Genomic DNA, 26,085 nt, shown 5'->3' on the forward strand with positions numbered 1-26,085 from the left:
GCCCCCCCCCCCCCCACCGCCCCCCCCCCCCTCCCCCCCCCCCCGCCCCCCCCCCCCCCCCCGCCGCCCCCGGCCCCCCCCCCCCCCCCCCCCCCCCCCCCGCGCCACCGCAAACAGGACATTGTCGGCACGCAGTTCGTCGATCGACAGGAAATGATTGCTTTCGGCGGGATAGAGCGAAGCACCATACCGTTCGCCATCTTCAAGAAGCGCGACGATTTCCGGCTTGGTAGGATCTTCGAGCGCGATTGCGAATGTCATTCGTTCAAACCTCCGTCACCGTCGTAGCCGCCTACCGCGACAATCCGAGGCGTTTCCAAAACAGCAGCGTTCCGCTCAGGCCTCCATGCGGCTTCAAGGCATAATCGGGGATCTCGCCAGCCAGCGTGAAGTCGAGCCTTTGATACAGGGAACCCGCGCCGCCATCCGTTGCCGTGTCGAGAACCAGAAGCGTGCGATGGTGCTGCACGGCCAGTTGCTCTGCAGCTTGCATCAATTTGGTAGCGATACCCCTGCCGCGATGGCTGCGGCGCGTCATAAGCTTGGCGATCTCGGCGCGGTGGGGTTGATTTTGCGGCAGGCTGAGCAGCAAGGTTACAGTGCCGACGAGGGTCTCGTCCTCAAAGGCTCCCAGGATAATCCTTTCGCCACGCAACGCAGCGGCCAACGATTCCGACCAGAACGCCCTTGCAGCTTCTAACGGAAGCGGATGCATGAAACTGACGGATCCGCCTGCGGCAACCGTCTCGACGAGGATTTCCGCCAGCCTTTCTATTGTTTCAGTGGAACCGGTGAGTGGTCTGATCTCAATTGCGGGCATCTTTGTTTTTCTGATTGGAGTAGAAATTCAGTCGAAATGACTGAAACTGCGGCGCTTGCGCGTGCGTTTGATCTCGTCGATACGGACAGCATCGTCTGCACTGAGATGACGGCCGCGTTCGAGCAGTTCCAGCGTGTACTCCTCATAGGTCAGCCCCACCGCCTCGGCCTTGGCCAATCTGAACAAGGCAATGTCACGCGACTTCGGCTTCCAGGCGGCTTTATGGGCAGCGCGCCAGTGAATGAAGCGATGCGGATCTCCCTTGCCCCAAGCCGGCCCTTCGTAATCGTCGAGCGGCGGGCCACCATTGTGATTTCGCTTCGGCAGGCGCGGCATGATCAAGTCCTGATAAGCACGGTGAGATAGCGGGCGGGTTCTGGTCCCGGCGCATGAAAAACGCAGTCGGCCGGTGCGCCGAGCGCCAGGCAATCACCTGGCTCCAGTTGGTGCACCACCTCCCCTTCGGTGAAATCCAGCCGCCCCTCCATCAGCCAGATTTGTTGGCGAATGAAAGCATAGCTGCTCGCCGGCAAGCTGACGCGCGCGCCAGCAGGGAGTTCGACCTGCACCATTTCCAGCGGCATGTCGGTCTGCGGCGACAGGTGCCGGCGGATATAGCCGGTGCCGGGATCCCGCCATTCCGGCTGGTCGCAGCGACGGGCGACGCTGCCACCCTGCAGTTCGGCGCGAGCGATCAGGCTGGAGAGCGTCAGTTCGAACGCCGTGGCTATGCGTACCAGGATCGGCGCTGTCGGGCTCGTCGAGCCACGTTCGATAGCGCTCAGCATTGCCTTGGACACGCCGGACCGGCCGGCGAGGTCTGCCAGTGACCAGTTCCTCATCGTGCGTTCCGCACGAATGCGGGCCGCTATCCTTGCAGAAAGATCATCCGATATGTCAGACATATGTCCAAGATACCATATGCTCGTTCTTGCGGAAGAGGCTTCTTGCGGATTGTTCAAATTGTCGCGGCGTTTTTAACCGCCTCTATACCATCCACTCACACGCGACCTTAACCGCGATTGCCTAGCATCCGCCTGGATAGAAGGGGTTGTCTTCTTTGATGTTTGTCGAACGCGCAGCTTCCGGTGGCGAGCCGATATCGCAAGAGCGGCGTGATGCCGCCCAAACCGACAAGCGCATCCTCGGCCATGTCGTCCGTTGCGACGGGGCCCGCGCCACGATCAGCGCCTTCGCCGATGGCGAGGAAGGCTTCGTCACCGGCCACTGGTCGGTCGGCAGGATGATCTCGATCAATCTCGGCAGCACGCGTACCGTCGGCCTCGTCTACGCCATCTCCAAGGCCGATCTCGCCTGGAACGACCGCGGACAGAACCCGATCGAGGTCAATATCGAACTGGTTGGAGAAGTACGGGACGGCGCTGAAGCAGGTGCGAAACCTGTATTCGACCGCGGCATTACAACCTACCCGCACATCGGCGCGATCGCTCACCGCATCCGCAGTCGCGATCTCGCAGCCGTTTACGATCTTGCCGGCCGTCGGGCCATCACCGTCGGCGCGCTGTCGCAGGATGACAGCATTTCCGCCAATATCGCCATCGACGACACCTTGTCTCGCCATTTTGCCGTCGTCGGCACCACGGGCGTCGGCAAGTCAACAGCCGTCTCGCTGCTCCTGCGCAAGGCGATCGCCTCCAGATCCGACCTCAGGGTGTTGATCCTCGATCCGCACAACGAATTTGCGGCGTCCTTGCGGGACCAATGCGTGAAGGTCGACGCAACAACTCTCGACCTGCCCTTCTGGATGTTCAAGCTGGAAGAATTCGCTGAAGTGATCTTCCGCGGACGCGAGGCGCCGCCGGAAGAGATCGACCTGCTGCGCGATTTGATCCCTGTTGCCAAGAACCTTTACCGCAACTCGGGCGGCATCAGCTATGTGCGCCGCGGCGTCGACACCATGACTGCCGATACACCGGTGCCCTACCGCATCGCCGATCTTATAAAACAGATCGACGAACGCATGGGTTTGCTCGAAAGCAAGGCCGAGAGGCCGATATTGAAGTCGCTGCGCATCCGCATCGAATCGGCAGCCGCGGACCCTCGCTACCGCTTCATGTTCAACTCGCGCCTGATCGATGACACCATCCACGAGACGATCGGCAACATCTTCCGCGTTCCGCATCACGGTCGCCCGGTGACGTGCTTCGAGATGGCCGGCCTGCCGTCCGAAGTCGTCAACTCGGTCTGCTCGGTTCTCGCCCGCCTGGCCTTCGATCTCGCTCTGTGGAGCGAAGGCAAACTGCGGTTGCTGCTTCTTTGCGAGGAAGCGCACCGCTATATGCCCGCCGATCCGCGCCTGGGCTTCGAACCGACGCGGCATGCCTTGTCGCGCATCGCCAAGGAAGGTCGCAAATATGGCTGCTATCTCGGCGTGGTAACCCAGCGCCCAGGCGAACTCGATCCGACCATCCTGTCGCAATGTTCGACCTTTTTCGCCATGCGCCTCTCGAATGAGCAGGACCAGGCGATCATTCGTTCGGCCATCGCCGATTCCTCCGCGTCGAGCCTCGCATTCCTGTCATCCATGGGGCAACGCGAAGCGATCGCCTTCGGCGAAGGTGTCGCAACCACCATGCGGCTGAAATTCGAGAAGATCGACCGTAGCCTGATCCCCGGCGCAGCCAAGCATGCGATGGAAGCACCCTCGGAGGACAACGCCGATGTGGATCTCGCCGGCATCGTCGAGCGACTGCGCAACGTGCCGAAGCCGCAGCCGGGAATGAATTTCTCGGAGGCCGTCGACACAGCGCGCCAGGCCGGCGATCCAGATTATCGCAAGCCCGCGATCCTGCCGCGGTCACAACCGGATGACGATTTCGACACCCGCTACGGTCTCAAACCCGCAACGTTCGGTTTCCGGCCGCAGAACGACTGAGCCGTCGCAGTTCGCCCCTCGAGACCGATCGATAGTTGGAATCACAGCAGTTTCAGGCGGCGCAAACCCGGTTACGCCCCTGGCGTTTGGCTTCGTAGAGTTGCTTGTCGGCACGACGATAAAACGCCTCGGCCGTTTCCGACGTGTCCCATACGGCCAGTCCGACACTGGTTGTTACCTTAAGCCGCACATTGCCGTTCAAGATCGTCAGGTTGGCGACGCCCTTGCGGATACGCTCGGCGAATTTTCGCAACAACTCCTCATCCATGTTCGGTGCGACGACGGCGAACTCCTCGCCACCAAGCCTCGCCACCACATCGTGATACCGTGTCATGCTCTTCAGACAATCGGCAACCGCACGCAGCACATCGTCACCGACATCGTGACCGTGCGTGTCGTTGATCGACTTGAAATGATCGAGATCGAGGATCATCAATCCAACCGGCTTGCCGATACGACGGAACTCGGCGATGTATTCACGCAAAGCGTCGTCAAAGAAACGCCTGTTCTGCATGCCGGTCAGTCCGTCCGTCAGTGCGGCCTGCTCCAGCGTTACGGAGCGCGCACTGAGCGTTGCCGTCATAGCTCTCAGCTTGCCTTCTTCCCGAACTTGGCCGCGGATCAGGGGATAGATGAAGAGCACCCCAAAGAAGAAGGCCGTAGCCAGAAGCACGCCGACGGCAAACAGCAATGTACCGAGATAACTGATGTTCTGACGAGCTTCAGCAACGTCTTCCATCTGGGCGGCGGTGGATTCCAGCAACCCATAGGCATGCAACGTCACCACGCCCGCGGCAAGGATCACGAAGATGAAGACGAAAAAGGCGTGCTCCGCCTTATGAAATCGCATGCCCGCCAGCCCGTAGTGACATAGGAGCCTTATGGCACGATCAGGATTACGTGGCGGTTAACTTGCACAATCCTTGCGAGTGTAGAGTTAATACTAGAAAGTCTATTCAATTCTCTTTCTGATCGCCGCGAGAGCCACCCCCGCCACGGTTTCATTTGGCAACAATCTCTGCCATTCGGGGCCGAATTGGTTGCGAAACCAGGTGGACTGGCGCTTGGCATACTGCCACGTAGCGATTTTGGCTCGCTCCATCGCTGCTTCGGCATCCATTTCCCCAGCCAGGACCGCCCGCAGCTCACGCACGCCAATCGCTTTCATTGCGGGCAGCGCGGGATCGAGATCCAGCGCAAGGATCTGCTGCACTTCTTCCGACGCGCCTTGTTCGATCATGGCATCGAAGCGTCGATTGATACGCCCTCTGAGTGCTTCGCGATCAGGCTCGATAACGAAGAAGCATGCACTCGCACGGTCGATCAGCGGCGCGCCGCGCTGGCCTTGCCAGGTCAGGATGGAACGGCCGGAAGCGTCCAGGACCTCCAACGCGCGCGCAATGCGCTGGCCGTCGCTCGGCCGCAATTGCATGGCCATCGCCGAATCCCGCAGCATCAGTTCGCGATGCAGTCGCGGCGCCCCGCGCTCGATCAACTCGTGGCGCCAGCGTTCGCGAATGTGCGGCGGAATATCCGGCATCTCCGAGATACCTTCCGCGAGCGCTCTGAAGTAAAGGCCGGTACCGCCTACAAAAATCGGCCGCCGGCCGGCAAAAGCGTTCTTTTCGACCAGCTCGGTGACGTCACGCAGCCATAGTCCAGTCGAATAGGCGGTCGCGGGATGCACGTGACCGTAGAGAAAATGAGGAATGCGAGCCTGGTCCTCAGCCCTGGGCCGTGCGGTCAATACATTCAGGATCGAATAGCCTTGCATGGAATCGGTATTGACGATGACGCCACCGAGGTGCTCGGCGATTTCCAGCGCCAATGCCGACTTGCCGCTGGCAGTCGGGCCGGCTATCAGGATCGCGTCCGTTATGCGGCCCGCTTCCGCCGCCTTTCCCTGGGTCTCCTCCATGTCGCTTGTCGCCACGCTCGTCTCCAGTCCAGCCGGCGCTGTCCTCACACCGGCCCTTGCGAATAAAGCCTCGCAGGCGGTCGGCGCAAGCGCGACGCGCTGGCTGGGCGAAACGATCGCCTGCGATCTTGTTTTGCCAATAGGTATGGAAAGTGCAGACGCAACCGCTGCGTTGCGTGCAGCGCTGGCTTCCGAGCCGATCGATGTCGCCGTCCAGGACGAAGCCGCGCGTCGTAAGAGAATCCTGATCGCCGATATGGATTCCACCATGATCGACCAGGAATGTATCGACGAGTTGGCCGATGAAGTCGGCTTGAAGGAAAAGGTCGCCGCCATAACAGCGCGTTCCATGAACGGGGAGATCGCCTTCGAGCCGGCCTTGCGGGAGCGTGTTGCGCTGCTCAAGGATCTGGACATGGCCGTGGTCGACCGCATCATCGCCAATCGCCTGACACTCGCATCCGGTGGCCGGGCCCTCGTGCAGACGATGCGCAAGGCCGGCGCCCACACTGCGCTCGTCTCCGGCGGTTTCGACGTCTTCACCAATCGCATTGGTGCCATGCTCGGCTTTCACGAGAATCGTGCCAACCGGTTGATCGAAGCAAGTGGGCAATTGACCGGGGAGGTCGTCGAACCGATCCTGGGCCGTGCAGCCAAGGCGGAGGCACTCCAGGAGATTTCTGCGAGGCTTGGCCTCACCCCCGCGGACGCCATCGCTGTCGGCGACGGCGCCAACGACCTCGACATGATCCGGCTTTCTGGCACCGGCGTCGCGCTTCATGCCAAGCCGTCGGTCGCGGCCGAAGCCAAGATCCGTATCGATCATGGCGATCTCACCGCCCTGCTTTATCTGCAGGGTTACCGGCGGGAGGATTTTGTCGAATGAAGCCGATCCGTACGACAAGACTGATCCTGCGCAACTGGGAACATCGCGATCGCGAACTGTTTTTCCGCATCAACAGCGATGAACGCGTGATGGAATTCTTCCCCTTTCGCCGAACCCGCGCCGAGGCGGATGCAAAAATGGGCGAGATGCGCGACAATATCGAGCGTAAGGGCTTCGGCTTCGCGGCAGCCGAGATCGTTGGAACCCGGGAGTGCATAGGCTTCGTCGGCGTAACCGAAACGGACCATCTTCCCTTCCTGCCTGCAGGCACTCTTGAGATCGGCTGGCGCCTGGCGCCGGAATTCTGGGGCCAGGGATATGTTTCTGAAGCGGCCCGTGCCTGGCTGGCGTTCGGCTTCGAAACGCTTGGCCGCGACGAGATCGTTTCCTTCGCGGTTCGCGACAACCGCCGCTCAACGGCGGTGATGGAAAGGATCGGCATGACTGCAGATCCGTCGCGCGATTTCGATCATCCGGCCGTCCCCGAAAGTCATCCGCACCTGCGTCCCCATGTCTTCTACAGGCTTAGCCGCAGGGATTGGGAAGAATCAAAAAGGGCGGCCAATTAGCCGCCCTTTTTGATTCAAGATCAGTGACTTCCGACGGTTTTCGGAATCAATCCATCCGCACGGTCACGAAGCGCAATTCCCCGGTCTTGGAAGCGAGCATCAACAGCGCGTTCTTGCGTCCCTGCTGCTTCAGCGACGCGATACGATCGACAACGTCTTTCGGCGTCGCCACCGACTCCTGTCCGATCTCGGTGATCACCTCGCCTGGCTGGATGCCGCGCTCCGCAGCTGCAGAATCCTTGGCAACCTCTGTAACGACGACACCGGAAACATCGGCGGCGATACCGAACTTGCCACGCGTATCGTCGTTCAATTCGCCGATCGACATACCGAGCACCTTCGCTGCGGCCACCGGCGCAGCCTTGCTGTCCTTGTCGGCTTCGCCCTTGCCCTCGGCATCGGCAAGCTTTTCGCCGTCTTCGAGCCGGCCGAGCGTAACCTTGATCGTCTGCTCCTTGCCCTTGCGGACGATCACCACGTCGACGGCCTTGCCGACGGGGCTCTCGGCGACGACACGCGGCAGGTCGCGCGTTTCCTCGATCTCCTTGCCGTCAAATTTGGTGATGACGTCGCCGGCCTGGATCGTGCCGTTGTCGACCGGGCCGCCCTTGATGACACCCGCCACCAATGCGCCCTTCGGCTCAGACATGCCGAGGCTTTCGGCAATATCCTTGGTCACGGGCTGTATGCGCACGCCGAGCCAACCGCGCCGAGTCTCGCCAAACTGGCGCAACTGGTCGACGACACCGGCAGCAAGCTGTGCGGGGATGGAAAAGCCGATACCGATCGAGCCACCTGACGGTGAGATGATCGCGGTGTTAATGCCGATGACCTCACCGTACATGTTGAACAGCGGTCCGCCCGAATTGCCGCGGTTGATGGCAGCGTCGGTCTGGATGAAGTCGTCATACGGTCCGGAGTTGATGTCGCGGTTGCGCGCCGAGACGATACCCACCGTCACGGTGCCTCCGAGGCCGAACGGATTGCCGATCGCCATCACCCAGTCGCCGATGCGCATCTTGTTGGAATCGCCGAATTTGACTTCGGTCAGCTTGTGGCCTTTGGGGTCCACTTTCAGCACGGCGATGTCGGTCTTGGTGTCGGTGCCAACCAGCTTGGCTTTCAGCGTCACGCCGTCGGAGAAATTCACCTCGATGTCGTCGGCATCGGCAATGACGTGATTGTTGGTGACGACGATGCCTTCCTTGGCATCGACCACAAAACCCGAACCCAGCGATTGCACCTTCTGGGAGCCGCCGCCTTTCTCGCCGCCGCGATCCTTGAAGAAATCATCGAAGAAATCCTGGAAGGGTGAGCCTTCCGGCAGTTGCGGCATCGGCACGGCACCTGGCCCTTCGCTGCCTTTCACCGTCTGGGAGGTCGAGATGTTGACGACGGCGCCGAGCAGCTCTTGAGCAAGATCGGCCACGGAAGCCGGGCCATTCGGCGCAGGTGTCGGTGCTGCCGGGGTTGTCGTGGGCGCCTGCGTTTGGGCGATGGCCGATGGAACGGCAAAAGTACCAAGCATCAGCCCGGCAGTGGCAGCTGCAAGCGCCCTTCGTGCCGCTCGCAGGATGGATTCGGATTTCATCAGGGCCTCCCGGCAAGTCAGCAAGAGTGTTTCAACGACATGTCGCCAGTGTGGAAAGAAATAAGGCACGTTTGCGGCCCTGGCCACCCGGCAACGGATAAATCCCGGACGGAGAGCACTTCGTCAGCCGCGCACCAGCCAGACGATGCCGACGCCAATGGCGATCGCCGCCAGCCCGCCAACCCTCAACATGCTTTCCGGCATGGCAAGAACATCCGCGGCAAGCCGCTTTGCCAATCGCGGAAAGCCGCCATAGACCAACCCCTCAACGACGAGAACAAGGCCCATGGCGGCTAAAAAATCCTGCACGGTCTATTGCGCAGGCTTAGGCATCGCCGGCGCCGCCGCACCGGCCGGATCGCGGAAGTAGCGGAAGAATTCCGAATTCGGCGACAGCAGCATGGTGGTTCCGGTGTTGTCGAGCGCCGTGCCGTAAGCATTCATCGACCGATAGAAATCGAAGAAACCAGGATCGCGATTATAGGCGTTGGCAAAGATGGCACTGCGCTCCGCGTCGCCCTCACCGCGCAGGATCTCCGATTCCTTGTTGGCCTCGGCGACGATTTCGACCACTTCGCGGTCGGCTCGGGCTTTGATGCGCTGCGCGGCTTCATTACCGCGAGCCCTCAGCCGCTCTGCTTCTGCCAGGCGCTCGGCCTTCATGCGGTCGTAGGTCTGCTGCGAGACTTCAGCCGTGAGGTCGGTACGCCGGATACGCACGTCATCGATCACGAGACCGAGCGAGGTGGCATCCGGGCGCAGTTGGTCACGGACTTCACGCATCATGATGCCACGTTCTTCCGAAAGGGCAGCCTCGAAAGCGCGTTGGCCGTAGACCCGGCGCAGTGCCGCATCGAGACGTGTCTTCAGTCGCTGCTCCGCCAGCTCGATCTGACCGGAAACGGCCGAACGGAAAACACGCGGGTTAGAGATGCGGTAGGCTATGAAGGCATCGACTTCATAGAACTTGCCGCCGGAAACCTGGACGCGGATGTTGTCGAGGTCGAAGCGCAGCACACGCTTTTCGACGAGTTGTACGGTATCGGCGTCGAAGAATGGGAACGGTGCTTTGAAGTAGATGCCCGGCTCTGTCTTGACGTCTATGATCTCGCCGAAGCGCAACACGATCGCCTGCTGGCGGGCATTGACGACGAAGACCGACGAATAAAGAAGGAAAAGCAGGACGGCGATAGCGACGATGATCGCGGGAAGACGATTGGCCATTACTGGTTACCTCCCGGGACCTTCGGCTGCAGTGCCGGCAAGGGCAGGTAAGGCAGGACGCCCTGACCATTGCCATTCGGCTCGACGATAACCTTGCTGGAATCCTTCAGCACCCTCTCCATCGTCTCCAAATATATGCGCCGGCGCGTCACGTCGGGCGCCTTGGCGTATTCGTCGTAGATCGAGATGAAGCGTTGCGCTTCACCCTGTGCTTCCTGCACGACCCGGTTCTTGTAGGCAGCAGCGTCTTCGCGAACCTGGGCTGCCTGACCGCGGGCCTGGCCGAGCTTCTGGTTGGAGTACTGGTTTGCCTCTTCGACGAAACGGTCTTCATCCTGCTCGGCGCGCTGCACTTCGTCGAACGCGTCGGCCACTTCGCGCGGCGGGGCGGCATCCTCGATGGACACTGCATTGACGTTCAGACCTGCTTTGTAGCTGTCGAGCGTTGCCTGGATGTTTTCGCGCACCGCAGTCGCAATGCCCTGGCGGTCATCGCGGAAGATGTCTTGTGCCGGACGTCGTCCGACGGCCTCGCGCATCGCGCTTTCAGCCACTTGCCTCAGCATCTCGTCGGGATCGGCTACATCGAACAGGAAAGCGCGCGGATTGGCCACCTGATAGGCCACCGAGAACTGCACGTTGACGATGTTCTGGTCTCCCGACAGCATCAGCCCGGACGTATTGCCGCTGCGAGCGCCGCCGCCGATATTGACCAACTGCTCGGAAATCTTGGCAGTCTCGACCGTTTCGACCGGCCACCAGTGGAAATGCAGGCCGGGCTCTGAAAGCTGTTCCTTCGGCTTGCCGAAGCGCAGTTCCACTGCCACCTCATCCGGCTGAACCGTATAGATGGCTTTGAAAAGCCAGCCGGCGATCAGCACGAGTGCGATCAGAATATAGACCGCAGGGCTGCCGCCACCGCCCGGAATCGCGTTCCGCAAACGGTCCTGGCCGCGGCGGATTATGTCTTCGAGATCGGGCGGCGTGCCCTGAGGACCGCTTGGCCCGCGCGGACCTTGCCCCCATGGACCTTGATTGTTACCGCCGCCACCTCCCCAGGGGCCGCCTCCACCGCCACTTTTGTCGTTCCAGGGCATGAATGTCCTTTCGCTGGGATTCCCTCACGCGCCGGAGCCGGCGCAAAATCCTTGTCGTCCTTCTATAGGGATGCCTCCGCGCGCTTTCAACGCGTCCGCCTTCTAATGCGCTGTTCTTAGCTGCAGTTTGGCCGCGACGCTTTGTCGTGGTTAATGCCTCGGCCCGAAAATCGGATCCGGTTTTCGCAAAGCACCATGCACAGCTTCACGGCGCCCTCGCGCGCTCCAAAGGACATGCACCTTAATCGCGAACCCGCCTTTCATAGACGACATGACGTGTCGGGTGGCTGTCCTTTTCGCCGGCGGGAATGTCTTCGGAACTGACGATGCGCCATGTCTGCGGATCGATCGGTGGGAAAGACGTATCGCCATCGACCGACGCCAGCACATGCGTGACATGCAGTCTGTCGGCCAATGGCAGCGCTTGCGCATAGATCTGCCCCCCGCCAATCACGCAGATCTCGTTCACCCCCGCCATGCACCGCCCCCGGATGCGCGCGAGGGTCAGCCCGTCCTCAAGGGAAGTTACGACTTCTCCCCCTTCAGCATCATAAGCCGGATCGCGGGTAACGATGATGTTCAGCCGGTCGGGCAGCGGACGTTTAGGGAAACTCTCCCAGGTCTTGCGGCCCATCACGATGGGCTTGCCCACCGTATCGGCCTTGAACCGCTTGAGATCGGAGGAAAGCCGCCAGGGCAAACCACCCTCGCGGCCGATCACGCCATTTTCAGCGATTGCGACATGGATCGAGACGAGCATCAGTTGCCGCTTTCGTTTTCGGGCCGATTAAGCAGGAGAATATCGATATCGCGCTCGGGCACGAAATCCTCCGCAGTCATCTCGAAGGTAGTCGGTCCGGTCTTCTTCACGCCGGTGCCGCAAAACGAGACGAGACTCCGTGCGTCGAGCTTGTCCACCGTAAGCTTGAACCTGCCGATGCTTCCGGTCGCCCAGTTGCCGCCGGTGGTGAGTATATAGGCTATGCGGCTCTCATAGAGCTGCGTGCTGCCGGTATTGGCCTTCTGAGCCTTGCGCACCGCCGCCTCTAACGCATCGTCCAGGCAATAGCGACGCTTGTAATTGTCATATTCACCTTGGAACTTGCCATCGTTGAAGAAGGTCAAGCCTGCGGTTGCACCGACACTCGGTTTGTAGCGATGCGAGACATGCACCGGTTTGCCGGCCGGAAAAGCCGCCCGCCACCAGAATGTCGAACGCAGTTGCCAGTAGGGAGAGCGCACGCTCTTCCAGCCCGAGCCGTCATCATATTGGTCCAAGACAATGATGCCGCGAGCCAACCAGTCGTCGGCAACCTGTTGCGGCAGCTTGGCAAGCGCGGCCAAAGCCGTCTTCCCGTAGGGATAGAGCGGCACGCTCTGGGCTTTCAACTCCTCGCTGACATCAACGCCAACGGCAAACGCCTTTTGTTCCAGCTCCGGTTTGACGGCGACGCCATCCACCGTCACCTCGAAACCGAGGAAGTTTTCACTGCCCTCCTCCGGTATGGAAGGCATTTCGTAAGGGCTGGCTTCGATCTCCGGCAATGGGAAGGCGACGATGGTGTTCACATCCTTGTCGGAGGTATTGCGGAAGACATAGTCAACCGTGACCTTGTCGGGCGAAATGAAGAGATCCTCGCTGTCCATCGAAACAGCATCGTTGCGCGACAGGATAAGCCCGCCGGCGCCAAGCTCCGCAGTGGAGTCATTGGCAAGGGCAGGAACTGCGGCAAGCGCCAGGCCAAATGTCAGCGCGATGCGAACCATCGAAGCGATTCCCTTCTGTAGTAGCACCGAGAGCCTACTTGCTGAACAGCCGCCATCAAAGCTTTTCAATCAGCGCCGGTGCCCGTCGCTCCTCACTCTGGACAGGCCTGCGAGGATCGGGCAGGACAGCGCCCATGCGCAAGGTTCTCGTGATCGGCATCGGCGCCGGCAACCCCGAACACATGACGGTCCAGGCCATAAACGGTCTGAACCGCGCCGACGTGCTGTTCATCCCCGACAAAGGCGCCAAAAAGACCGAGCTTGCCGAGCTGCGCCGGGATATCTGCGACCGTTTCGTCACCAACCCGGAATCGCGTCGTGTCGAATTCGACGTTCCGGTGCGGGCCGAGCCGACGTCATCCTATCGCGCGACCGTCGACGACTGGCACGAGGAGATCGCCGGCATCTACGAGCGTCTGGTGCGCGACGAGATCGGAGAGGATGGCTGTGGTGCCTTCCTGATCTGGGGCGATCCCTCGCTCTATGATTCCGCGCTGCGCATTCTCGAGCGCGTCAGCCGGCGCGGTAACATTGCCTTCGAACTGGAAGTCATTCCTGGCATCACCGCGATCCAGGCTCTGGCTGCCGGCCACAAGATGGCGCTGAACCGCATCGGCGATCCGTTCCTGGTGACGACTGGGCGCAGACTGACGGAAGAAGGCCTGCCCGGCAACGCGGGCACCGTGGTGGTGATGCTGGATGGCAAATGCTCCTTCCAGAGTGTCGCCGACAAGGATGCCATCATCCATTGGGGTGCGTATCTCGGCACTGCGGATGAGATCCTGGTCCATGGCCGCCTGGGAGACGTTGAAGACGAAATCGTCACGGTTCGCGAGGCCGCCCGCCAGCGCAAGGGCTGGATCATGGACACTTATCTGTTGAGGAAGCCGGAATAATCTGCCGGCAGACGTCCTCATGCGGCATCGATTTCGGCCTGCAAGGCCTCCATATGCCCCTGCGCCGCGGCGGTGGCAGCGCGCTCGATGGCTCTGTAGCGGCTGACGACGGCAAGTCCTACCGGGGTCAATTGCGCGCCGCCGCCCTTACGGCCACCGGTCTGTGCCGCGACCAGTGGCTTGCCGAAGACACGGTTCATGTCCTCGACCAGGTCCCAGGCATGTTTGTAGGACATTTCCATGCCGCGAGCCGCCGCCGAGATCGAGCCAAAAGCGGCGATCTGTTCCAGGAGTTCTATCTTGCCGGGGCCGATGCGGCCGTCCGGGTCGAGATTGATCCGCAAGCTGAGCGAAGGCATGCTTTCCTCCCGCATCCATGTCCGGATCGCCATTGCTTTTTATCGCAACCGTTATTCCATATGAGAATAGCGCATGACAAGGGGGCGCATCAGGCGTCGAATCGCTCCTTGGGAGCAGTCGCCATATTGGCCTGGTCGAAACTGACGGTCTTGATGACCGCAAACACGTCGCGGCCGACGGCAAGCGACAGCGCGTGCTGCGACTGCCGTGTGATACGCGCCATCACCGTCGCCCCGCTGCAATCGATTCTAACCTCAACGGCGGCCCCTTCTCCCGGCTCGATCGCCGTGATGCGGCCCGCCAGCACGTTGAGCGCGCTCAGGCCGTGCGGACGCTCCGTTGCGATCATGACGTCGCGCGCTCGGACACGCAGTCTCACCGGCTGGCCGGCGACTGCCTGAAGGAAGGGAACGCGGATGTCGCCGGCTGGCGAACCCAGCACAGTCATGCCGAAACGCTCGTCGTGACGCAGCACGCGCGTGTCCAGCACGGCGCCGCCTTCCATGCGTTCTTCGTGGGCGAGCAGATCGAGCCGCTGCATGATCTTGGCTGTCGAGCCAGCAGCTGCAACCTTGCCTTGCGCCATCACCACTACGTCGCTGGCCAACCGCGCCACTTCGGCAATCGAATGGCTGACATAGACGATCGGGATTTTCGTTTCGTCGCGCAGCCGCTCGATATAGGGCAGGATCTCGGCCTTGCGCGCCTCGTCCAACGAGGCCAGCGGCTCGTCCATCAAAAGCAGCCTCGGGCTAGCCAGCAGTGCCCGGCCGATCGCAACACGCTGTTTTTCTCCGCCGGAAAGCTTGGCTGGCCGGCGGTCGAGCAGATGGCCAATGCCCAGCAACTCGACCACTGCGCCGATATCGCCGTAGCGTTCAGCCGCCGGCGTAAACCAGCGGCCATAGCGCAGATTGGCCGCCACGCTTAGATGAGGGAACAGCCGTGCATCCTGGAACACCATGCCGATGCGCCGCTTGTGCCTCGGCACGAAGACGCTGTCTCTGGTATCGACCAGCACACGCCCGTCAACGGCGATGCGTCCTCGCTCCGGCCGGATCAACCCCGCTATCGCGTTGATCAGTGAAGTCTTGCCGGAACCGGAAGGACCGAAAAGCGCCGTCAGGCGGCCCGAACTCTCAAAAGCGGCCTCAAGCGAAAAGCCACCTTGCCGGTGACCGATATCGACCGCGACACTCATTCGATGTCCATTCGCCGACCGACTCGGCGCGCCAATACCTCGGAGGCGATCAGAGCAGTCATCGAGATGACAATGCTGATGAGTGTCAGCCTCAACGCACCTTCGTCACCGCCCGGCACCTGCGTGAATGTGTAGATCGCCGAAGGCAGCGTTTGGGTCTCGTTCGGAATGTTGGAAACGAAGGTGATGGTCGCACCAAACTCACCCATCGCCTTGGCGAAAGAGAGAATGGCGCCAGCAATCATGCCGGGCAGGATCAGCGGCAAGGTGATGGTCGCGAAGACCCAGAAAGGATTGGCGCCCAGCGTACCGGCCGCCGCTTCCAGCCTGCGATCCACCGTTTCGATGGAAAGCCGGATCGCCCGCACCATCAGCGGAAATCCCATCACGCCGCATGCCAGAGCTGCCCCCGTCCACCGGAACGAAAAGACGAGACCGAAATAATCGGCAAAAAAGGCGCCGGCCGGTCCGCGCCGGCCGAAGGCGAGCAGCAGCAGATAGCCCGTTACCACCGGCGGCAGGATCAGAGGCAAGTGCACGATGCCATTGAGCAACGTCTTGCCCCAGAATCTGCCACGCGCCAGAAGCAATGCCACTGCGATGCCGATCGGCAGGCTGACCAGCATCGCGACCGTGGCGACCTTGATGGACAGCCGGACCGCGTTCCATTCGTCAGGGCTGAGGTCCAGCAGCCAGTTCATGCTCCCCTATCATGTCTCATGGGCAATGCTCACTGGGTCGGCGCGAGCAGCGTGAACCCCTGCGCCTTGAAAAGCTCGCTTGCCTTAGCAGAGCGCAGGCACTTCAGGAAAGCCGGCGTATCCTTGTCCTTGGATTCCGCCGTCTGGGCAACCGGATAGACGATGGGAGGATGCGTCTCTTCCGGGAATACACCGATGACCTTGACGCCTTTCTCGGCATTGGCGTCGGTCTGGTAGACGATGCCGGCTGCAGCTTCGCCGGTAGCAACCAGCTTGAGTGCTGCGCGGACGTTCTCGGCCTGCGCCACCTTGCCTTCGACGGAAGACCACGCGCCAAGCGATTCCAGCGCGGCCTTCCCGTATTTGCCGGCTGGAACCGCCTTGAAGTCCCCCATGGCAAGCTTGCTGTCCCCAATCACCTTGGCGAGGTCGAAACCTTTCTCGACCTTGACTTCAGCCTTGGAATCCGCCGGCGCCACCAGCACGATCCGGTTGCCGAGCAGTTTCACCTCGCTGTCAGGCTTGGTCAGCTTCTTGTCGGAAAGATATTTCATCCAGTCGAGGTCGGCCGAGATGAAGACATCAGCCGGCGCCCCCTCCTCGATCTGCTTGGCCAGTGCCGAGCTTGCCGCGTAGGAGATCTTGGCAGCCTCGCCGACATCCGGCTCGCAGGCCTTGTTGACCTCATCGAGTGCGTTCTTGAGGCTGGCAGCAGCAAATACAACGATCTGTCCGTCCGCGCGCGCCGCCGGCGCTGCGAGCGCGGTCGCTATCCCGCCCATGGCAAACGCCGCGATCAAACTCTTGAGGACCATCAAACCTCTCCCTGATTCACCAAGACATCCAGCCATAGGCTCACGATCGATATATTCACACGAATATAACAAAGGGAAGTGTTTTCACGAAAACCGTGGTATGCGTCCGTGATGAAGCCATAAGCCGCGCGCCAAGGCCGCGCCAACGGTCCAGCTGCCGCATAGAGATCTTTGCGCTTTGCCAGGAGGCGCTTGCCGGTATCGAACAGTCCGAGCGTTTGGAGATGCTCTACTGGCTGCATCTGTCGCGCCGCGACTTTGTCCGGCAGAACCCGGCCAACGACGGGTCGGCACTTGGTACTTTCGCATTGCGCGCGCCGGTCAGGCCAAACCTGATCGGCATTTCTATCGCCACGCTGATCGGCATCGAAGGCACAACCGTGCTGGTGCGAGGTTTCGATTGCCTCGACGGCACACCACCGCTTGATCTGAAGCCGGACCGCACGCTGTTCACGCCGATCGCCCCCGCAACAACCGGGCGGCTTTGAAGTGGATTGAAATCAGATTTTAAACGCCGCGATCCGACTGGCGGCCGGGATCACACGGCAATCGGTGCCTTGATCGTCGCATCGGCGATATAGTTTTCGAGGCGGAAATCCTCGAAGCGGAAGGCAAAGAGGTCCTTCACTTCCGGATTGATCCACATCGTCGGCAACGCCTTCGGCTGGCGGCGAAGCTGCTCGCGCGCCTGTTCGAAATGGTTCGAATAGATATGCGCGTCTCCCAGCGTGTGTACGAAGTCGCCGGGCTTCAACCCTGTCACCTGCGCCACCATCATGGTCAGAAGCGCGTAAGAGGCAATATTGAACGGCACGCCGAGGAAGATATCCGCCGAACGCTGATAGAGCTGGCAGGACAGCCGTCCGTCAGAAACATAGAACTGGAACAGGCAATGGCAGGGCGGCAACGCCATCTGTTCCACTTCAGCGGGGTTCCATGCCGAGACGATAAGCCGGCGCGAATAGGGATTGCAGCGAATCTCCCGCAGCAGGTTTTCGATCTGGTCGATCGTGCCGCCATTCGCATCCGGCCAGGAACGCCACTGCTTCCCGTAGACGGGGCCGAGATCGCCATTGGCATCGGCCCATTCGTCCCAGATGCTGACGCCGTTATCGTTGAGATACCGGATGTTGGTGTCGCCGGCCAGGAACCACAACAGTTCGTGGATGATCGATTTCAGATGCAGCTTCTTGGTGGTCAGCACCGGGAAGCCCTGCCCAAGATCGTAGCGCATCTGATAGCCGAATACCGAGCGCGTGCCGGTGCCGGTGCGGTCGCCCCGGTCGGTCCCGTTTTCTAGAACGTGGCTGAGCAGGTCGAGATATTGGCGCATCGCTATCGCCCTGATTCGCGGTATTGGCGTTGAACGCCATCATACCCGCTCAAAGCTTGCCAGGCTATTGCCCAGACAGACCAAACCACAGCATTCCGGCGCGCGAGCGCGCCGGAAGCATTCTCAAATCGTGCGGAAAGCTGGTGAACTCAGAGCGAGCCGAGCTTACCGAGATCCTTGGCGACCAGATAATAGAAGGTCACACGGCTCTTGGTGTTATCTGCGCTCATCGCCTGGCAGGTCTTTTCGATCGCGGCGTCGGCCTTGGCGGCGTCGGTGACGCCGAGCTTCTTGGCTGCCCAGCTGTCGCGTACGCGCTTCAATTCTTCGGGATCGGTGCAGGACACCAGCGAGGAGTCGCGGTTCCTGAGCGCGATGCCCAGGTGTTTCACGATCTTGTCGACGGCATCGGCGTTAGCGCCGGCGTCATACTTCTTCACGTCTGCAAGATAGTCGCTCATCAGGAATTCCCCTCATCGGAGCCATGTCTGTCCGGTGAGACAACGACCGGCCAGAACCGGATTCTCCACACCGGTGCAAACCTTCGGTTGCACTTCGCCGCAAGTCAAGCCTTGCCGGCAAGGTTTGGCATGGCATCGCTCTGGAATGCTTGCCTTTTTACGCAACGGAAGGGCGTTAGAACAGAAAAACGGCCCGGCAATTTGCCGGGCCGTTTCATGTTCCTAATCACATTACGTGCCGAAGCAGCAGACCATCAGAACGGCGAATCCGGGAAATAGAAATTCTTGGCATTCTCCGGCGTGATCAGCGTCGCATCCAGGATGTAGTTGCCGCTCACCGGCACCTGGTCGATCAAGCCCGCCGCCGTCAGCTCCATGGCGGTGCCGACCATGGCCGGCGGGTAGAGCACGTCGACCGGGATCATCTTGTCGCCGTCCATGACCTTCTTGATCATGTCCTTTGAACCGGCGCCGGCCACGACATATTGGATATCTGTGCGTTTAGCCTGCTCGATTGCCTGCAGCACGCCAACCGCCATATCGTCATCCTGGCACCACACCACGTCGATCTTCGGATATTTGGTCAGATAGTCCTGCATGACCTTGAAGGCGTCGTCGCGGTTCCAGTTGCCGAACTGACGATCGAGAACCTTGACCTTCGAACCGGCGATACCCTTGTCGAAGCCATCCTGGCGCTGCTGGTCGATCGGGATCGGCAGACCACGAATGATGACGACCTCTGCTTCCGGCGTCTTTTCGGCAATGTATTTGCCCGCCACCTCGCCGAGCGCCGGATTATTGCCGGCGACATAAAGGTCACGCACCGAATTGTCGTTGTTGGACGGCGCGCGATCCACAAGAGCCACGAACTTGCCCTTGTCCTTGACCTCCTTGATGGCGTTGACCAGCGGATCCGGGTCGGACGGCAGGATCACAAGCGCGTCGATGCCCTGTGTCTCGAGGTCCTGCACGGCGTTCGCCTGACTGGCGGCGTCGGGGGACGTCTTGACGATGACGTTCAGTCCCGGATGCTCCTCCATCAGCTTCTTGGCGACACGCTCGGCATGGAACACAACGCCGGCGGTCCAGCCGTGGTCGGCCGCCGGAATTGAGACGCCGATCGTCTTCTTGTCCTGTGCCTGGGCAACGCTCATCAGCGCCACCATGGCAATCGCTGCCGCTCCGATTAGTCGTTTTCGCATTCTTTCCTCCCTATGCTTACAGGTCTGATCAATCAGTGGCCGGGCGACCCGAGGACCCGGCCCCGTTTCACGATTTCCTCACCAGCGAACGTTGGACGAGCATGGCGATGATGATGATCGCCCCCTGGATGGCCCCAAGCAGGTACTCGCTGACGAAGTTCGAAAGCAGCATGATGTTGCCGACGATCTCGAGGATGAAGGCACCGCAGACAGTACCCCATATGCGCCCCACTCCGCCGCGCAGCGCCGTGCCGCCAACTACCACGGCTGTGATCGCCTGCAGTTCCCACATCAGGCCGGTGGTCGCCGAGGTCGAACCCAGCCGGGGGATGTAGATCAGACATGCCACAGCGACGCACAAGCCCTGGATCACGTAGGTGAGCGTGCGCACCCGGCTGACCGGGATGCCGGAATAGTGCGCCACATCCTCGTTGGAGCCGACCGCGACGACATGGCGGCCATAACGCGTGCGATAGAGCACGAAAGCGCCGATGGCAGCGGTGATGACGATCACATAGATCGGGAACGGCACACCGAAGATTTCCCCGAAATAGACCGGCCTGTAGAGCGATTGCACATCCGGGTTGCGCAGGGTGATGGCGCCGCCTTGCGACAGCCAGGTGGTCAAGCCGCGATAGATACCCATCGTGCCGAGCGTCGCGATGAACGGCTCGATGCGCCCGACAGTGGTGATCAAACCATTGGCCAGGCCGCAGGCGGCACCAATGGCAATGGCGAGCAGTGCCGCCGCCACGATCGTCATCGTCGGATCGCTGACCGCGCCACTGTTCATGAACAGGATGGTGAGGCTCGCCACGAAGGCCACCATGGAACCCACCGACAAATCGAGGCCGCCCGCAGAAATGACGAAGGTTGCACCCACCGCGATGATCGCGATAAAAGCGCTGCGGGTCAGCACATTGAGCAGATTGTCGACGCTGATGAAGTTCGGATTGGCGAAGGCGCCGAGTACGAGCAGCAGTGCCAATGCCACAAAGGGCGCCACTGCCCGCAGGTCCACGTCCTTCCAGGATCGCTTCGCCTTCGCCGTTGCTGCTGCTGTCTCAGTCATTCTTCTCCCGCCCGATGCTTGCCGCGCAAAGATGCGCTGCGGTTTTGCGATACGGCATGCGCGACATCAAAAGACCCTATGAGCAAGGCGCGTATCTGAAAGTTCGCGACGCGCATCAGGCGGCCTCTCCCGTTTGCACGCCGGTTGCCAGCACGACGATCTCGTTTTCATTCATGTGGTCGCCAGCCACCTCGCCGACGATATGGCCAGTCCGCATCACCAGGATGCGGTCACACAGACCGATCAGTTCCGGCATTTCGGACGAGACGACGATGATCGACCGGCCTTCGGCGGCCAGCCCCGCGATGAACTTGTAGATCTGTTCCTTTGTGCCGATGTCGATGCCGCGCGTCGGTTCATCGATGATGATGATCGACGGATCGAGCATCATCATCTTGGCAAGCAAAAGTTTCTGCTGGTTGCCGCCCGACAGTTGCCCGGCCAGCAGGTCCTTCCTGCCCGTGCGGATGTCGAATTCGGCAATCGCCTTGTCGAGTGCCTCGCGCTCACGGGTGCGATCCACCTGCCCCCAGCGTACGAAACGACCGAGTGAGGCAAGTGTCAGATTGACCTTGAGATCCTTGGCAAGCAACAGGCCCTTGCCCTTGCGATCCTCCGAGAGGTAAGCGATGCCGGCCTTCATGCTGTCATGCACGTTGGTGAAGCTCACCGGCTTGCCGGCAAGGCGCACCGTACCGCGCCCCGGTCGCAAGCCGACCATGCCTTCCATCAGTTCGGTGCGACCGGCACCGACGAGCCCGGCAAAGCCCAGTATCTCGCCCTTGCGCAACTGGAACGAAGCGTGCTCGGCATAACCCGGCACCGACATGTCCTCCACCTCAAGCACGACCTCACGCGTGCCAGCAGCAGCCCGGTCTGGATAAAGCTTTGCCACATCGCGCCCAACCATCAGCCTGGCCATGTCGACCGGTTCGACGTCCTTGGCGTCCCGCGTTGTGACCAGGCGCCCGTCGCGCAACACGGTTACCTTGTCGGCGATGAGCTTCACCTCCGGCAGACGGTGGGAAATATAGAGGACGGCAGTCCCCTTGGCGCGGATATCAGTGATGACCTTGAGCAGCGCTTCCGTTTCCACGGGCGTGAGCGAAGCTGTCGGTTCGTCGAAGATGACAAGCCGGTGCGGCACCAGCAGCGAGCGCGCGATCTGCACCAGTTGACGCTGCGCGATCGACAAACGCCCGACAGTCACGGTCGGATCGATGTCGCCGCCGAGTTCACGGATCGCTTTTCGGGCGCCCTCGTTCATTGCTTTGTCGTCGACGACCAGGCCCTTGGCGATTTCTCGTCCCAGATACACGTTCTGGGCAACGGTCAGGTCAGGCGCGAGCAGGATCTCCTGATGCACGAGAACGATGCCGCGATGCTCGGCATCCACCGGCCCCGAAAAGACCACCGGCTGTCCGTCGATCCTGATCTCGCCGTCCGTCGGTTGCAAATGGCCGGACAAGATCTTCATCAGTGTCGACTTGCCTGCGCCGTTCTCGCCGATGATGGCATGCACCTGGCCAGCCTCAACGGTCAGATCGATGCCTTTCAACACCTGTACCGGGCCAAACGACTTCGAGAGCCCCGCAACCTTCAGCAACGGAGCGGCATTCTCGGCTGGTGCGGCTGACGGTGCCTGGCTCATCCCACCTTCGTCCAAACGTTGCCGCTTTTTGATGAGGCGACGGCAGCTTCGATAAATTGCATGCCTTTAAGACCGTCCTCTACGGTCGGGTAGATGACGTCGGCATCCGCGCTCCCGCCCTCGCGGGCCGCCCGAATGGCGCGTGCCGCTTCGGCGTAGATCGTGGCGAAACCTTCCAGATATCCCTCCGGATGACCGCCCGGAACACGCGTCACACGGGCGGCTTCCGGCCACGCGCCATTGCCGCCGCGGGTGAAAAGCTGCTTCGGCTGGCCGAACCGCGTGAACCACAGGTAATTCGGGTCGGCCTGAACCCATTCGAAGCCGCCCTTGGTGCCGTAAACGCGCAACTTGAGCCCGTTCTCGTGGCCGACGGCGACCTGGCTCGCCCACAGCATGCCGCGTGCACCGCCTTTGTAGCGGAGCAGGATCTGGACGTCGTCGTCGAGCAGCCGGCCAGGCACGAATGCCGTCAGCTGCGCCAGGAGCTCATCGGTCTCCAGGCCGGTGACAAAAGCAGCGAGATTGTAGGCGTGGGTGCCGATGTCGCCGATCGCACCGCCCGCGCCGGAGCGTTTGGGATCGGTGCGCCACTCCGCCTGTTTGGACCCCGAGAGTTCGGCGCGTTCGGTCAGCCAGTCCTGCGGATACTCCACCTGCACCAGCCGGATGTCGCCCAATTCACCCGCGGCAACCATGGCGCGCGCCTGCCGGATCATCGGATAGCCGGTATAGTTGTGGGTGAGCACGAAGACCTTGCCGGTCTCCTTCACCAAGTCGACCAATTCCTGCGCTTCGCCCACGGTAGTAGTGATCGGCTTGTCGCAGATGACATGAATACCAGCTTGCAGGAATGCTTTTGCGGCCGGCGCATGCATGTGATTGGGCGTGACGATCGAAACAGCCTCGATCCCATCCGGCCGGGCGGCTTCCGCCCTGGCCATCTCCTCGAACGAGCCGTAGGCACGATCGGCCGCAATGCCGAGGTCGAGCGCCGAAGCTTTCGCGCGTGCCGGATCGGATGAAAGTGCGCCGGCAACCAGATCGAACTGATCGTCGATGCGGGCCGCGATGCGGTGCACCGCGCCGATGAAGGCGCCTTGCCCGCCACCGACCATGCCCAGCCGGATGCGGCCGGCCTGCGTTTCCTGCTTGCTGCCTTCAATCGCCATGGTCAGCTCCTGTCCAGCCCGAGCATCTTGCGGTTCGCGGCATCGTCGGTGCCCGCACCGGCAAAGTCGTCGAAGGCGTGTTCGGTCACGCGGATGATGTGATGCTTGATGAATTCCGCGCCCTCGCGTGCACCGTCCTCCGGGTGCTTCAGCGCGCATTCCCATTCGAGCACGGCCCAGGAATCGAAATCATAGGCGGTAAGCTTGGAGAAAATGCCGCCGAAATCGACCTGGCCATCGCCGAGTGAGCGGAAGCGCCCGGCGCGGTCGACCCAGCTCTGGAAGCCGCCATAGACGCCTTGACGCCCGGTTGGATTGAACTCGGCATCCTTCACATGGAAGGCCTTGATGCGCTCGTGATAGATGTCGATGTAGTCGAGATAGTCGAGCTGCTGCAGTACGAAATGCGAGGGATCGTAGAGCAGGTTGGCCCTGGCATGGTTGTTCACTCGCTCCAGGAACATCTCGTAGCTTACGCCGTCATGCAGATCCTCGCCCGGATGAATCTCGTAACACAGGTCGACGCCATGCTCGTCGGCATAATCGAGCAACGGCTTCCAGCGTCTTGCCAATTCGTCGAAGGCAGCTTCGACCAGGCCCGCCGGACGCTGCGGCCAGGGATAGACGTAGGGCCAGGCAAGCGCGCCCGAGAACGTCGCGTGTGCCTTAAGCCCGAGATGCTCCGAAGCGCGGATCGCACGTTTGACCTGATCAACCGCCCACTCGGTGCGAGCGCCTGGATTGCCGCGAACTTCGGGCGCGGCGAAACCATCGAAGGCAGCATCATAGGCCGGATGGACTGCCACGAGCTGGCCCTGCAGATGCGTGGAAAGCTCGGTGATCTCCAGACCGTGGCTTGCGGCCACGCCTTTCACCTCGTCGGCATATCCCTTGGAATCCGATGCTTTCTTCAGGTCGAACAGGCGTGCGTCCCAGGTCGGAATCTGCACCCCCTTGTAGCCCAGGGAAGCCGCCCATTTGCAGATGGCGTCAAACGAGTTGAACGGCGCGGCATCCCCGGCGAACTGCGCTAGGAAAATGGCCGGCCCCTTGATGGTCTTCATCGAACTCCTCCCAATTCAGGCAACCGCATGTTGGCTGCGCTTACACATAGCGGTTGACGATATTCTCCAGATATTCCTGCCGGCCAGAACGTGGTTCCGGTTCGATGCCGTCCCGGACAACCTTGGCGGCAAGATCCTCGAGGGTCGTTTCGCCTGAAAGCACGCTTTTTGCCTCGGCACCTGTCCAGCCAGCGTAGCGCGCCTCGAGCGGGTCGGACAACGCCTTGTCCTCGATCATGCGCGCCGCGGCCTTCAAGCCACGCGCACAGCAGTCAATGCCTCCGATATGGGCGACCAGCAGATCCTGCGGGTCGAGTGACTGGCGGCGCAACTTGGCATCGAAATTGGTGCCGCCCGTGGTGAATCCGCCGGCCTTCAACACCTGGTAATAGGCGAGCGCCATCTCCGGCACATTGTTGGGGAACTGGTCGGTGTCCCAGCCCGACTGGTAATCGTTGCGGTTCATGTCGATGGAACCGAAGATGCCCAGCGCGTCGGCAAGTGCCAGTTCGTGCTCGAAGGAGTGACCGGCCAGGATGGCGTGCCCTTGTTCGATATTGACCTTGACCTCCTTCTCCAAGCCGAAGTCCTTCAGGAAACCATAGACGGTCGCGACATCGTAGTCATACTGGTGCTTGGTCGGTTCCTGCGGCTTCGGCTCGATCAGGATCGTGCCGCTAAAGCCAATCTTGTGCTTGTAGTCGACAACCATCGACAGGAAGCGGCCGGCCTGTTCGCGCTCGCGCTTGAGATCCGTGTTGAGCAGGGTCTCGTAACCCTCGCGACCACCCCACAACACGTAGTTGTCGCCGCTAAGCCGCTTGGTAACGTCGACGCATTTCTTGACGGTGGCGGCGGCGTAATAGAACACTTCCGGATCCGGATTGGTGGCCGCACCCGCCATATAGCGGCGGTGTGAGAACAGGTTGGCCGTACCCCAGAGCAGCTTGACCCCTGTCTCCTGCTGCTTCGCTGCAAAGACATCGGCGATTGCGTCAAGGCGCGCTGCACTCTCGGCAAAGTTCTTGCCTTCCGGTCGCACATCCGCATCATGGAAGCAGTAGTAAGGCACGCCGAGTATCGAGAACATCTCGAAGGCAACGTCGGCTTTCAGCCTGGCTGCCTCCATCGTATCGCCGAACCAGGGACGTTCGAAGGTCTGGCCACCGAAAGGGTCGCCGCCGGGCCAAGCGAAAGAATGCCAATATGCCACGGCGAAGCGCAGATGGTCTTCCATGCGCTTGCCCAGGACGACCTCGTCCTTGTTGTAGAAACGATAGGCGAGTGGATTGGTCGAATCCGGCCCCTCATATCTCACCTTACCGATATCGCCGAAAAACCCTGTGCTCACGCTATAAACTCCTCATAGGTCGTATGCCCTCGTCTCGC

The 26,085-nt window shown here is 61.1% G+C and carries 29 protein-coding genes; 6 read left to right on the top strand and 23 right to left on the bottom strand.

From position 1 onward, the window contains the following. The coding region (locus L4923_RS23895; protein WP_239369610.1) for a hypothetical protein at positions 1 to 288 on the top strand (288 nt) is incomplete at its 5' end. A 4-nt stretch (positions 289 to 292) separates the two neighbouring features. On the opposite strand, the gene L4923_RS23900 is transcribed toward L4923_RS23895, so the two are convergent. The 3 genes from L4923_RS23900 to L4923_RS23910 are packed head-to-tail and all read right to left on the bottom strand — an operon-like array spanning position 293 to position 1,725. Then, a complete protein-coding gene (locus L4923_RS23900; RefSeq protein WP_239369611.1) occupies positions 293 to 820 on the bottom strand; it encodes a GNAT family N-acetyltransferase in 528 nt (175 codons plus the stop codon). Between the two features lie 27 nt (positions 821 to 847). Continuing rightward, complete coding sequence (locus L4923_RS23905) at positions 848 to 1,156, bottom strand: hypothetical protein (protein ID WP_239369612.1); 309 nt, start codon at positions 1,154 to 1,156, stop codon at positions 848 to 850. Between the two features lie 2 nt (positions 1,157 to 1,158). After that, the gene (locus tag L4923_RS23910; RefSeq protein ID WP_239369613.1) at positions 1,159 to 1,725 is read right to left on the bottom strand and encodes a helix-turn-helix domain-containing protein; all 567 of its coding nucleotides are present in this window, start codon (positions 1,723 to 1,725) and stop codon (positions 1,159 to 1,161) included. Positions 1,726 to 1,883: 158 nt separating this feature from the next. Between L4923_RS23910 and L4923_RS23915 the strand changes: the two genes are divergently transcribed. Further along, a complete protein-coding gene (locus L4923_RS23915; protein ID WP_239369614.1) occupies positions 1,884 to 3,716 on the top strand; it encodes an ATP-binding protein in 1,833 nt (610 codons plus the stop codon). Between the two features lie 52 nt (positions 3,717 to 3,768). Here L4923_RS23915 and L4923_RS23920 read toward each other — a convergent pair whose 3' ends face one another. Then, a complete protein-coding gene (locus L4923_RS23920; RefSeq protein WP_239369615.1) occupies positions 3,769 to 4,566 on the bottom strand; it encodes a GGDEF domain-containing protein in 798 nt (265 codons plus the stop codon). A gap of 102 nt (positions 4,567 to 4,668) precedes the next feature. After that, positions 4,669 to 5,634 (bottom strand): tRNA (adenosine(37)-N6)-dimethylallyltransferase MiaA, encoded by a 966-nt coding sequence (gene miaA, locus L4923_RS23925; protein WP_239369665.1) that lies wholly within the window; start codon positions 5,632 to 5,634, stop codon positions 4,669 to 4,671. Between miaA and serB the strand changes: the two genes are divergently transcribed. Continuing rightward, positions 5,633 to 6,520 carry a phosphoserine phosphatase SerB gene (gene serB, locus L4923_RS23930; protein WP_239369616.1) on the top strand — a complete coding sequence of 296 codons (888 nt, stop codon included), beginning with the start codon at positions 5,633 to 5,635 and terminating at the stop codon, positions 6,518 to 6,520. The genes miaA and serB overlap by 2 nt on opposite strands. Continuing rightward, positions 6,517 to 7,089 carry a GNAT family N-acetyltransferase gene (locus L4923_RS23935; protein ID WP_239369617.1) on the top strand — a complete coding sequence of 191 codons (573 nt, stop codon included), beginning with the start codon at positions 6,517 to 6,519 and terminating at the stop codon, positions 7,087 to 7,089. Before serB ends, L4923_RS23935 begins: the two co-directional genes overlap by 4 nt. 46 nt (positions 7,090 to 7,135) lie before the next feature. Here L4923_RS23935 and L4923_RS23940 read toward each other — a convergent pair whose 3' ends face one another. The 6 genes from L4923_RS23940 to L4923_RS23965 form a co-directional block, all read right to left on the bottom strand. Beyond that, positions 7,136 to 8,680 (bottom strand): DegQ family serine endoprotease, encoded by a 1,545-nt coding sequence (locus L4923_RS23940; protein ID WP_239369618.1) that lies wholly within the window; start codon positions 8,678 to 8,680, stop codon positions 7,136 to 7,138. Between the two features lie 123 nt (positions 8,681 to 8,803). Further along, positions 8,804 to 8,989: a DUF2065 domain-containing protein gene (locus tag L4923_RS23945; RefSeq protein WP_239369619.1), complete on the bottom strand. Its 186-nt coding sequence runs from the start codon at positions 8,987 to 8,989 to the stop codon at positions 8,804 to 8,806. Positions 8,990 to 8,992: 3 nt separating this feature from the next. Next, positions 8,993 to 9,904 carry a protease modulator HflC gene (hflC, locus tag L4923_RS23950; protein ID WP_239369620.1) on the bottom strand — a complete coding sequence of 304 codons (912 nt, stop codon included), beginning with the start codon at positions 9,902 to 9,904 and terminating at the stop codon, positions 8,993 to 8,995. Further along, positions 9,904 to 11,001, bottom strand: a complete 1,098-nt coding sequence (hflK, locus tag L4923_RS23955; protein ID WP_239369621.1) for an FtsH protease activity modulator HflK — start codon at positions 10,999 to 11,001, stop codon at positions 9,904 to 9,906. Before hflK ends, hflC begins: the two co-directional genes overlap by 1 nt. Before the next feature lie 241 nt (positions 11,002 to 11,242). After that, positions 11,243 to 11,761 carry a dihydrofolate reductase gene (locus L4923_RS23960; protein WP_239369622.1) on the bottom strand — a complete coding sequence of 173 codons (519 nt, stop codon included), beginning with the start codon at positions 11,759 to 11,761 and terminating at the stop codon, positions 11,243 to 11,245. Then, positions 11,761 to 12,768, bottom strand: coding sequence for a DUF4424 domain-containing protein (locus L4923_RS23965; RefSeq protein ID WP_239369623.1), 1,008 nt, complete (start codon positions 12,766 to 12,768; stop codon positions 11,761 to 11,763). Before L4923_RS23965 ends, L4923_RS23960 begins: the two co-directional genes overlap by 1 nt. A 134-nt stretch (positions 12,769 to 12,902) precedes the next feature. Here L4923_RS23965 and cobF point away from each other — a divergent pair, with 134 nt between their 5' ends. Continuing rightward, entirely contained in the window at positions 12,903 to 13,664 is a 762-nt protein-coding gene (gene cobF / locus L4923_RS23970; RefSeq protein ID WP_239369624.1) for a precorrin-6A synthase (deacetylating), read from the top strand. Between the two features lie 17 nt (positions 13,665 to 13,681). Here the strand turns inward: cobF and L4923_RS23975 are convergent, their stop codons facing one another. The 4 genes from L4923_RS23975 to modA all read right to left on the bottom strand — a co-directional run bounded on the left by L4923_RS23975 (position 13,682) and on the right by modA (position 16,741). Then, positions 13,682 to 14,023, bottom strand: a complete 342-nt coding sequence (locus L4923_RS23975; RefSeq protein ID WP_239369625.1) for a winged helix-turn-helix domain-containing protein — start codon at positions 14,021 to 14,023, stop codon at positions 13,682 to 13,684. Positions 14,024 to 14,112: 89 nt separating this feature from the next. Next, on the bottom strand, positions 14,113 to 15,225 hold the full coding sequence (modC, locus tag L4923_RS23980; RefSeq protein WP_239369626.1) for a molybdenum ABC transporter ATP-binding protein: 1,113 nt from the start codon (positions 15,223 to 15,225) through the stop codon (positions 14,113 to 14,115). Then, on the bottom strand, positions 15,222 to 15,926 hold the full coding sequence (gene modB / locus L4923_RS23985) for a molybdate ABC transporter permease subunit (RefSeq protein WP_239369627.1): 705 nt from the start codon (positions 15,924 to 15,926) through the stop codon (positions 15,222 to 15,224). The genes modC and modB overlap by 4 nt, the downstream gene beginning before the upstream one ends. Before the next feature lie 29 nt (positions 15,927 to 15,955). After that, on the bottom strand, positions 15,956 to 16,741 hold the full coding sequence (modA, locus tag L4923_RS23990) for a molybdate ABC transporter substrate-binding protein (RefSeq protein WP_239369628.1): 786 nt from the start codon (positions 16,739 to 16,741) through the stop codon (positions 15,956 to 15,958). Between the two features lie 95 nt (positions 16,742 to 16,836). Here modA and L4923_RS23995 point away from each other — a divergent pair, with 95 nt between their 5' ends. Further along, entirely contained in the window at positions 16,837 to 17,229 is a 393-nt protein-coding gene (locus tag L4923_RS23995) for an SAM-dependent methyltransferase (RefSeq protein ID WP_425531001.1), read from the top strand. 50 nt (positions 17,230 to 17,279) lie between these two features. On the opposite strand, the gene L4923_RS24000 is transcribed toward L4923_RS23995, so the two are convergent. The 8 genes from L4923_RS24000 to xylA all read right to left on the bottom strand — a co-directional run bounded on the left by L4923_RS24000 (position 17,280) and on the right by xylA (position 26,047). Further along, the gene (locus tag L4923_RS24000) at positions 17,280 to 18,074 is read right to left on the bottom strand and encodes a thymidylate synthase (RefSeq protein WP_239369629.1); all 795 of its coding nucleotides are present in this window, start codon (positions 18,072 to 18,074) and stop codon (positions 17,280 to 17,282) included. Between the two features lie 149 nt (positions 18,075 to 18,223). Beyond that, positions 18,224 to 18,535 (bottom strand): DUF2853 family protein, encoded by a 312-nt coding sequence (locus tag L4923_RS24005; protein ID WP_239369630.1) that lies wholly within the window; start codon positions 18,533 to 18,535, stop codon positions 18,224 to 18,226. A gap of 254 nt (positions 18,536 to 18,789) precedes the next feature. Continuing rightward, complete coding sequence (locus tag L4923_RS24010) at positions 18,790 to 19,737, bottom strand: substrate-binding domain-containing protein (protein WP_239369631.1); 948 nt, start codon at positions 19,735 to 19,737, stop codon at positions 18,790 to 18,792. A 67-nt stretch (positions 19,738 to 19,804) separates the two neighbouring features. Next, entirely contained in the window at positions 19,805 to 20,809 is a 1,005-nt protein-coding gene (locus L4923_RS24015; protein ID WP_239369632.1) for an ABC transporter permease, read from the bottom strand. A gap of 115 nt (positions 20,810 to 20,924) precedes the next feature. After that, positions 20,925 to 22,460 carry a sugar ABC transporter ATP-binding protein gene (locus L4923_RS24020; RefSeq protein WP_239369633.1) on the bottom strand — a complete coding sequence of 512 codons (1,536 nt, stop codon included), beginning with the start codon at positions 22,458 to 22,460 and terminating at the stop codon, positions 20,925 to 20,927. Next, positions 22,457 to 23,632 carry a Gfo/Idh/MocA family protein gene (locus L4923_RS24025; protein ID WP_239369634.1) on the bottom strand — a complete coding sequence of 392 codons (1,176 nt, stop codon included), beginning with the start codon at positions 23,630 to 23,632 and terminating at the stop codon, positions 22,457 to 22,459. Before L4923_RS24025 ends, L4923_RS24020 begins: the two co-directional genes overlap by 4 nt. A gap of 2 nt (positions 23,633 to 23,634) precedes the next feature. Then, the gene (locus L4923_RS24030) at positions 23,635 to 24,696 is read right to left on the bottom strand and encodes a sugar phosphate isomerase/epimerase family protein (RefSeq protein ID WP_239369635.1); all 1,062 of its coding nucleotides are present in this window, start codon (positions 24,694 to 24,696) and stop codon (positions 23,635 to 23,637) included. A gap of 40 nt (positions 24,697 to 24,736) precedes the next feature. Beyond that, entirely contained in the window at positions 24,737 to 26,047 is a 1,311-nt protein-coding gene (gene xylA / locus L4923_RS24035; protein ID WP_239369636.1) for a xylose isomerase, read from the bottom strand. Positions 26,048 to 26,085: the final 38 nt, after the last annotated feature.

The organism is Terribium retamae (genome assembly GCF_022347545.1).
GTDB lineage: Bacteria > Pseudomonadota > Alphaproteobacteria > Rhizobiales > Rhizobiaceae > Mesorhizobium > Mesorhizobium retamae.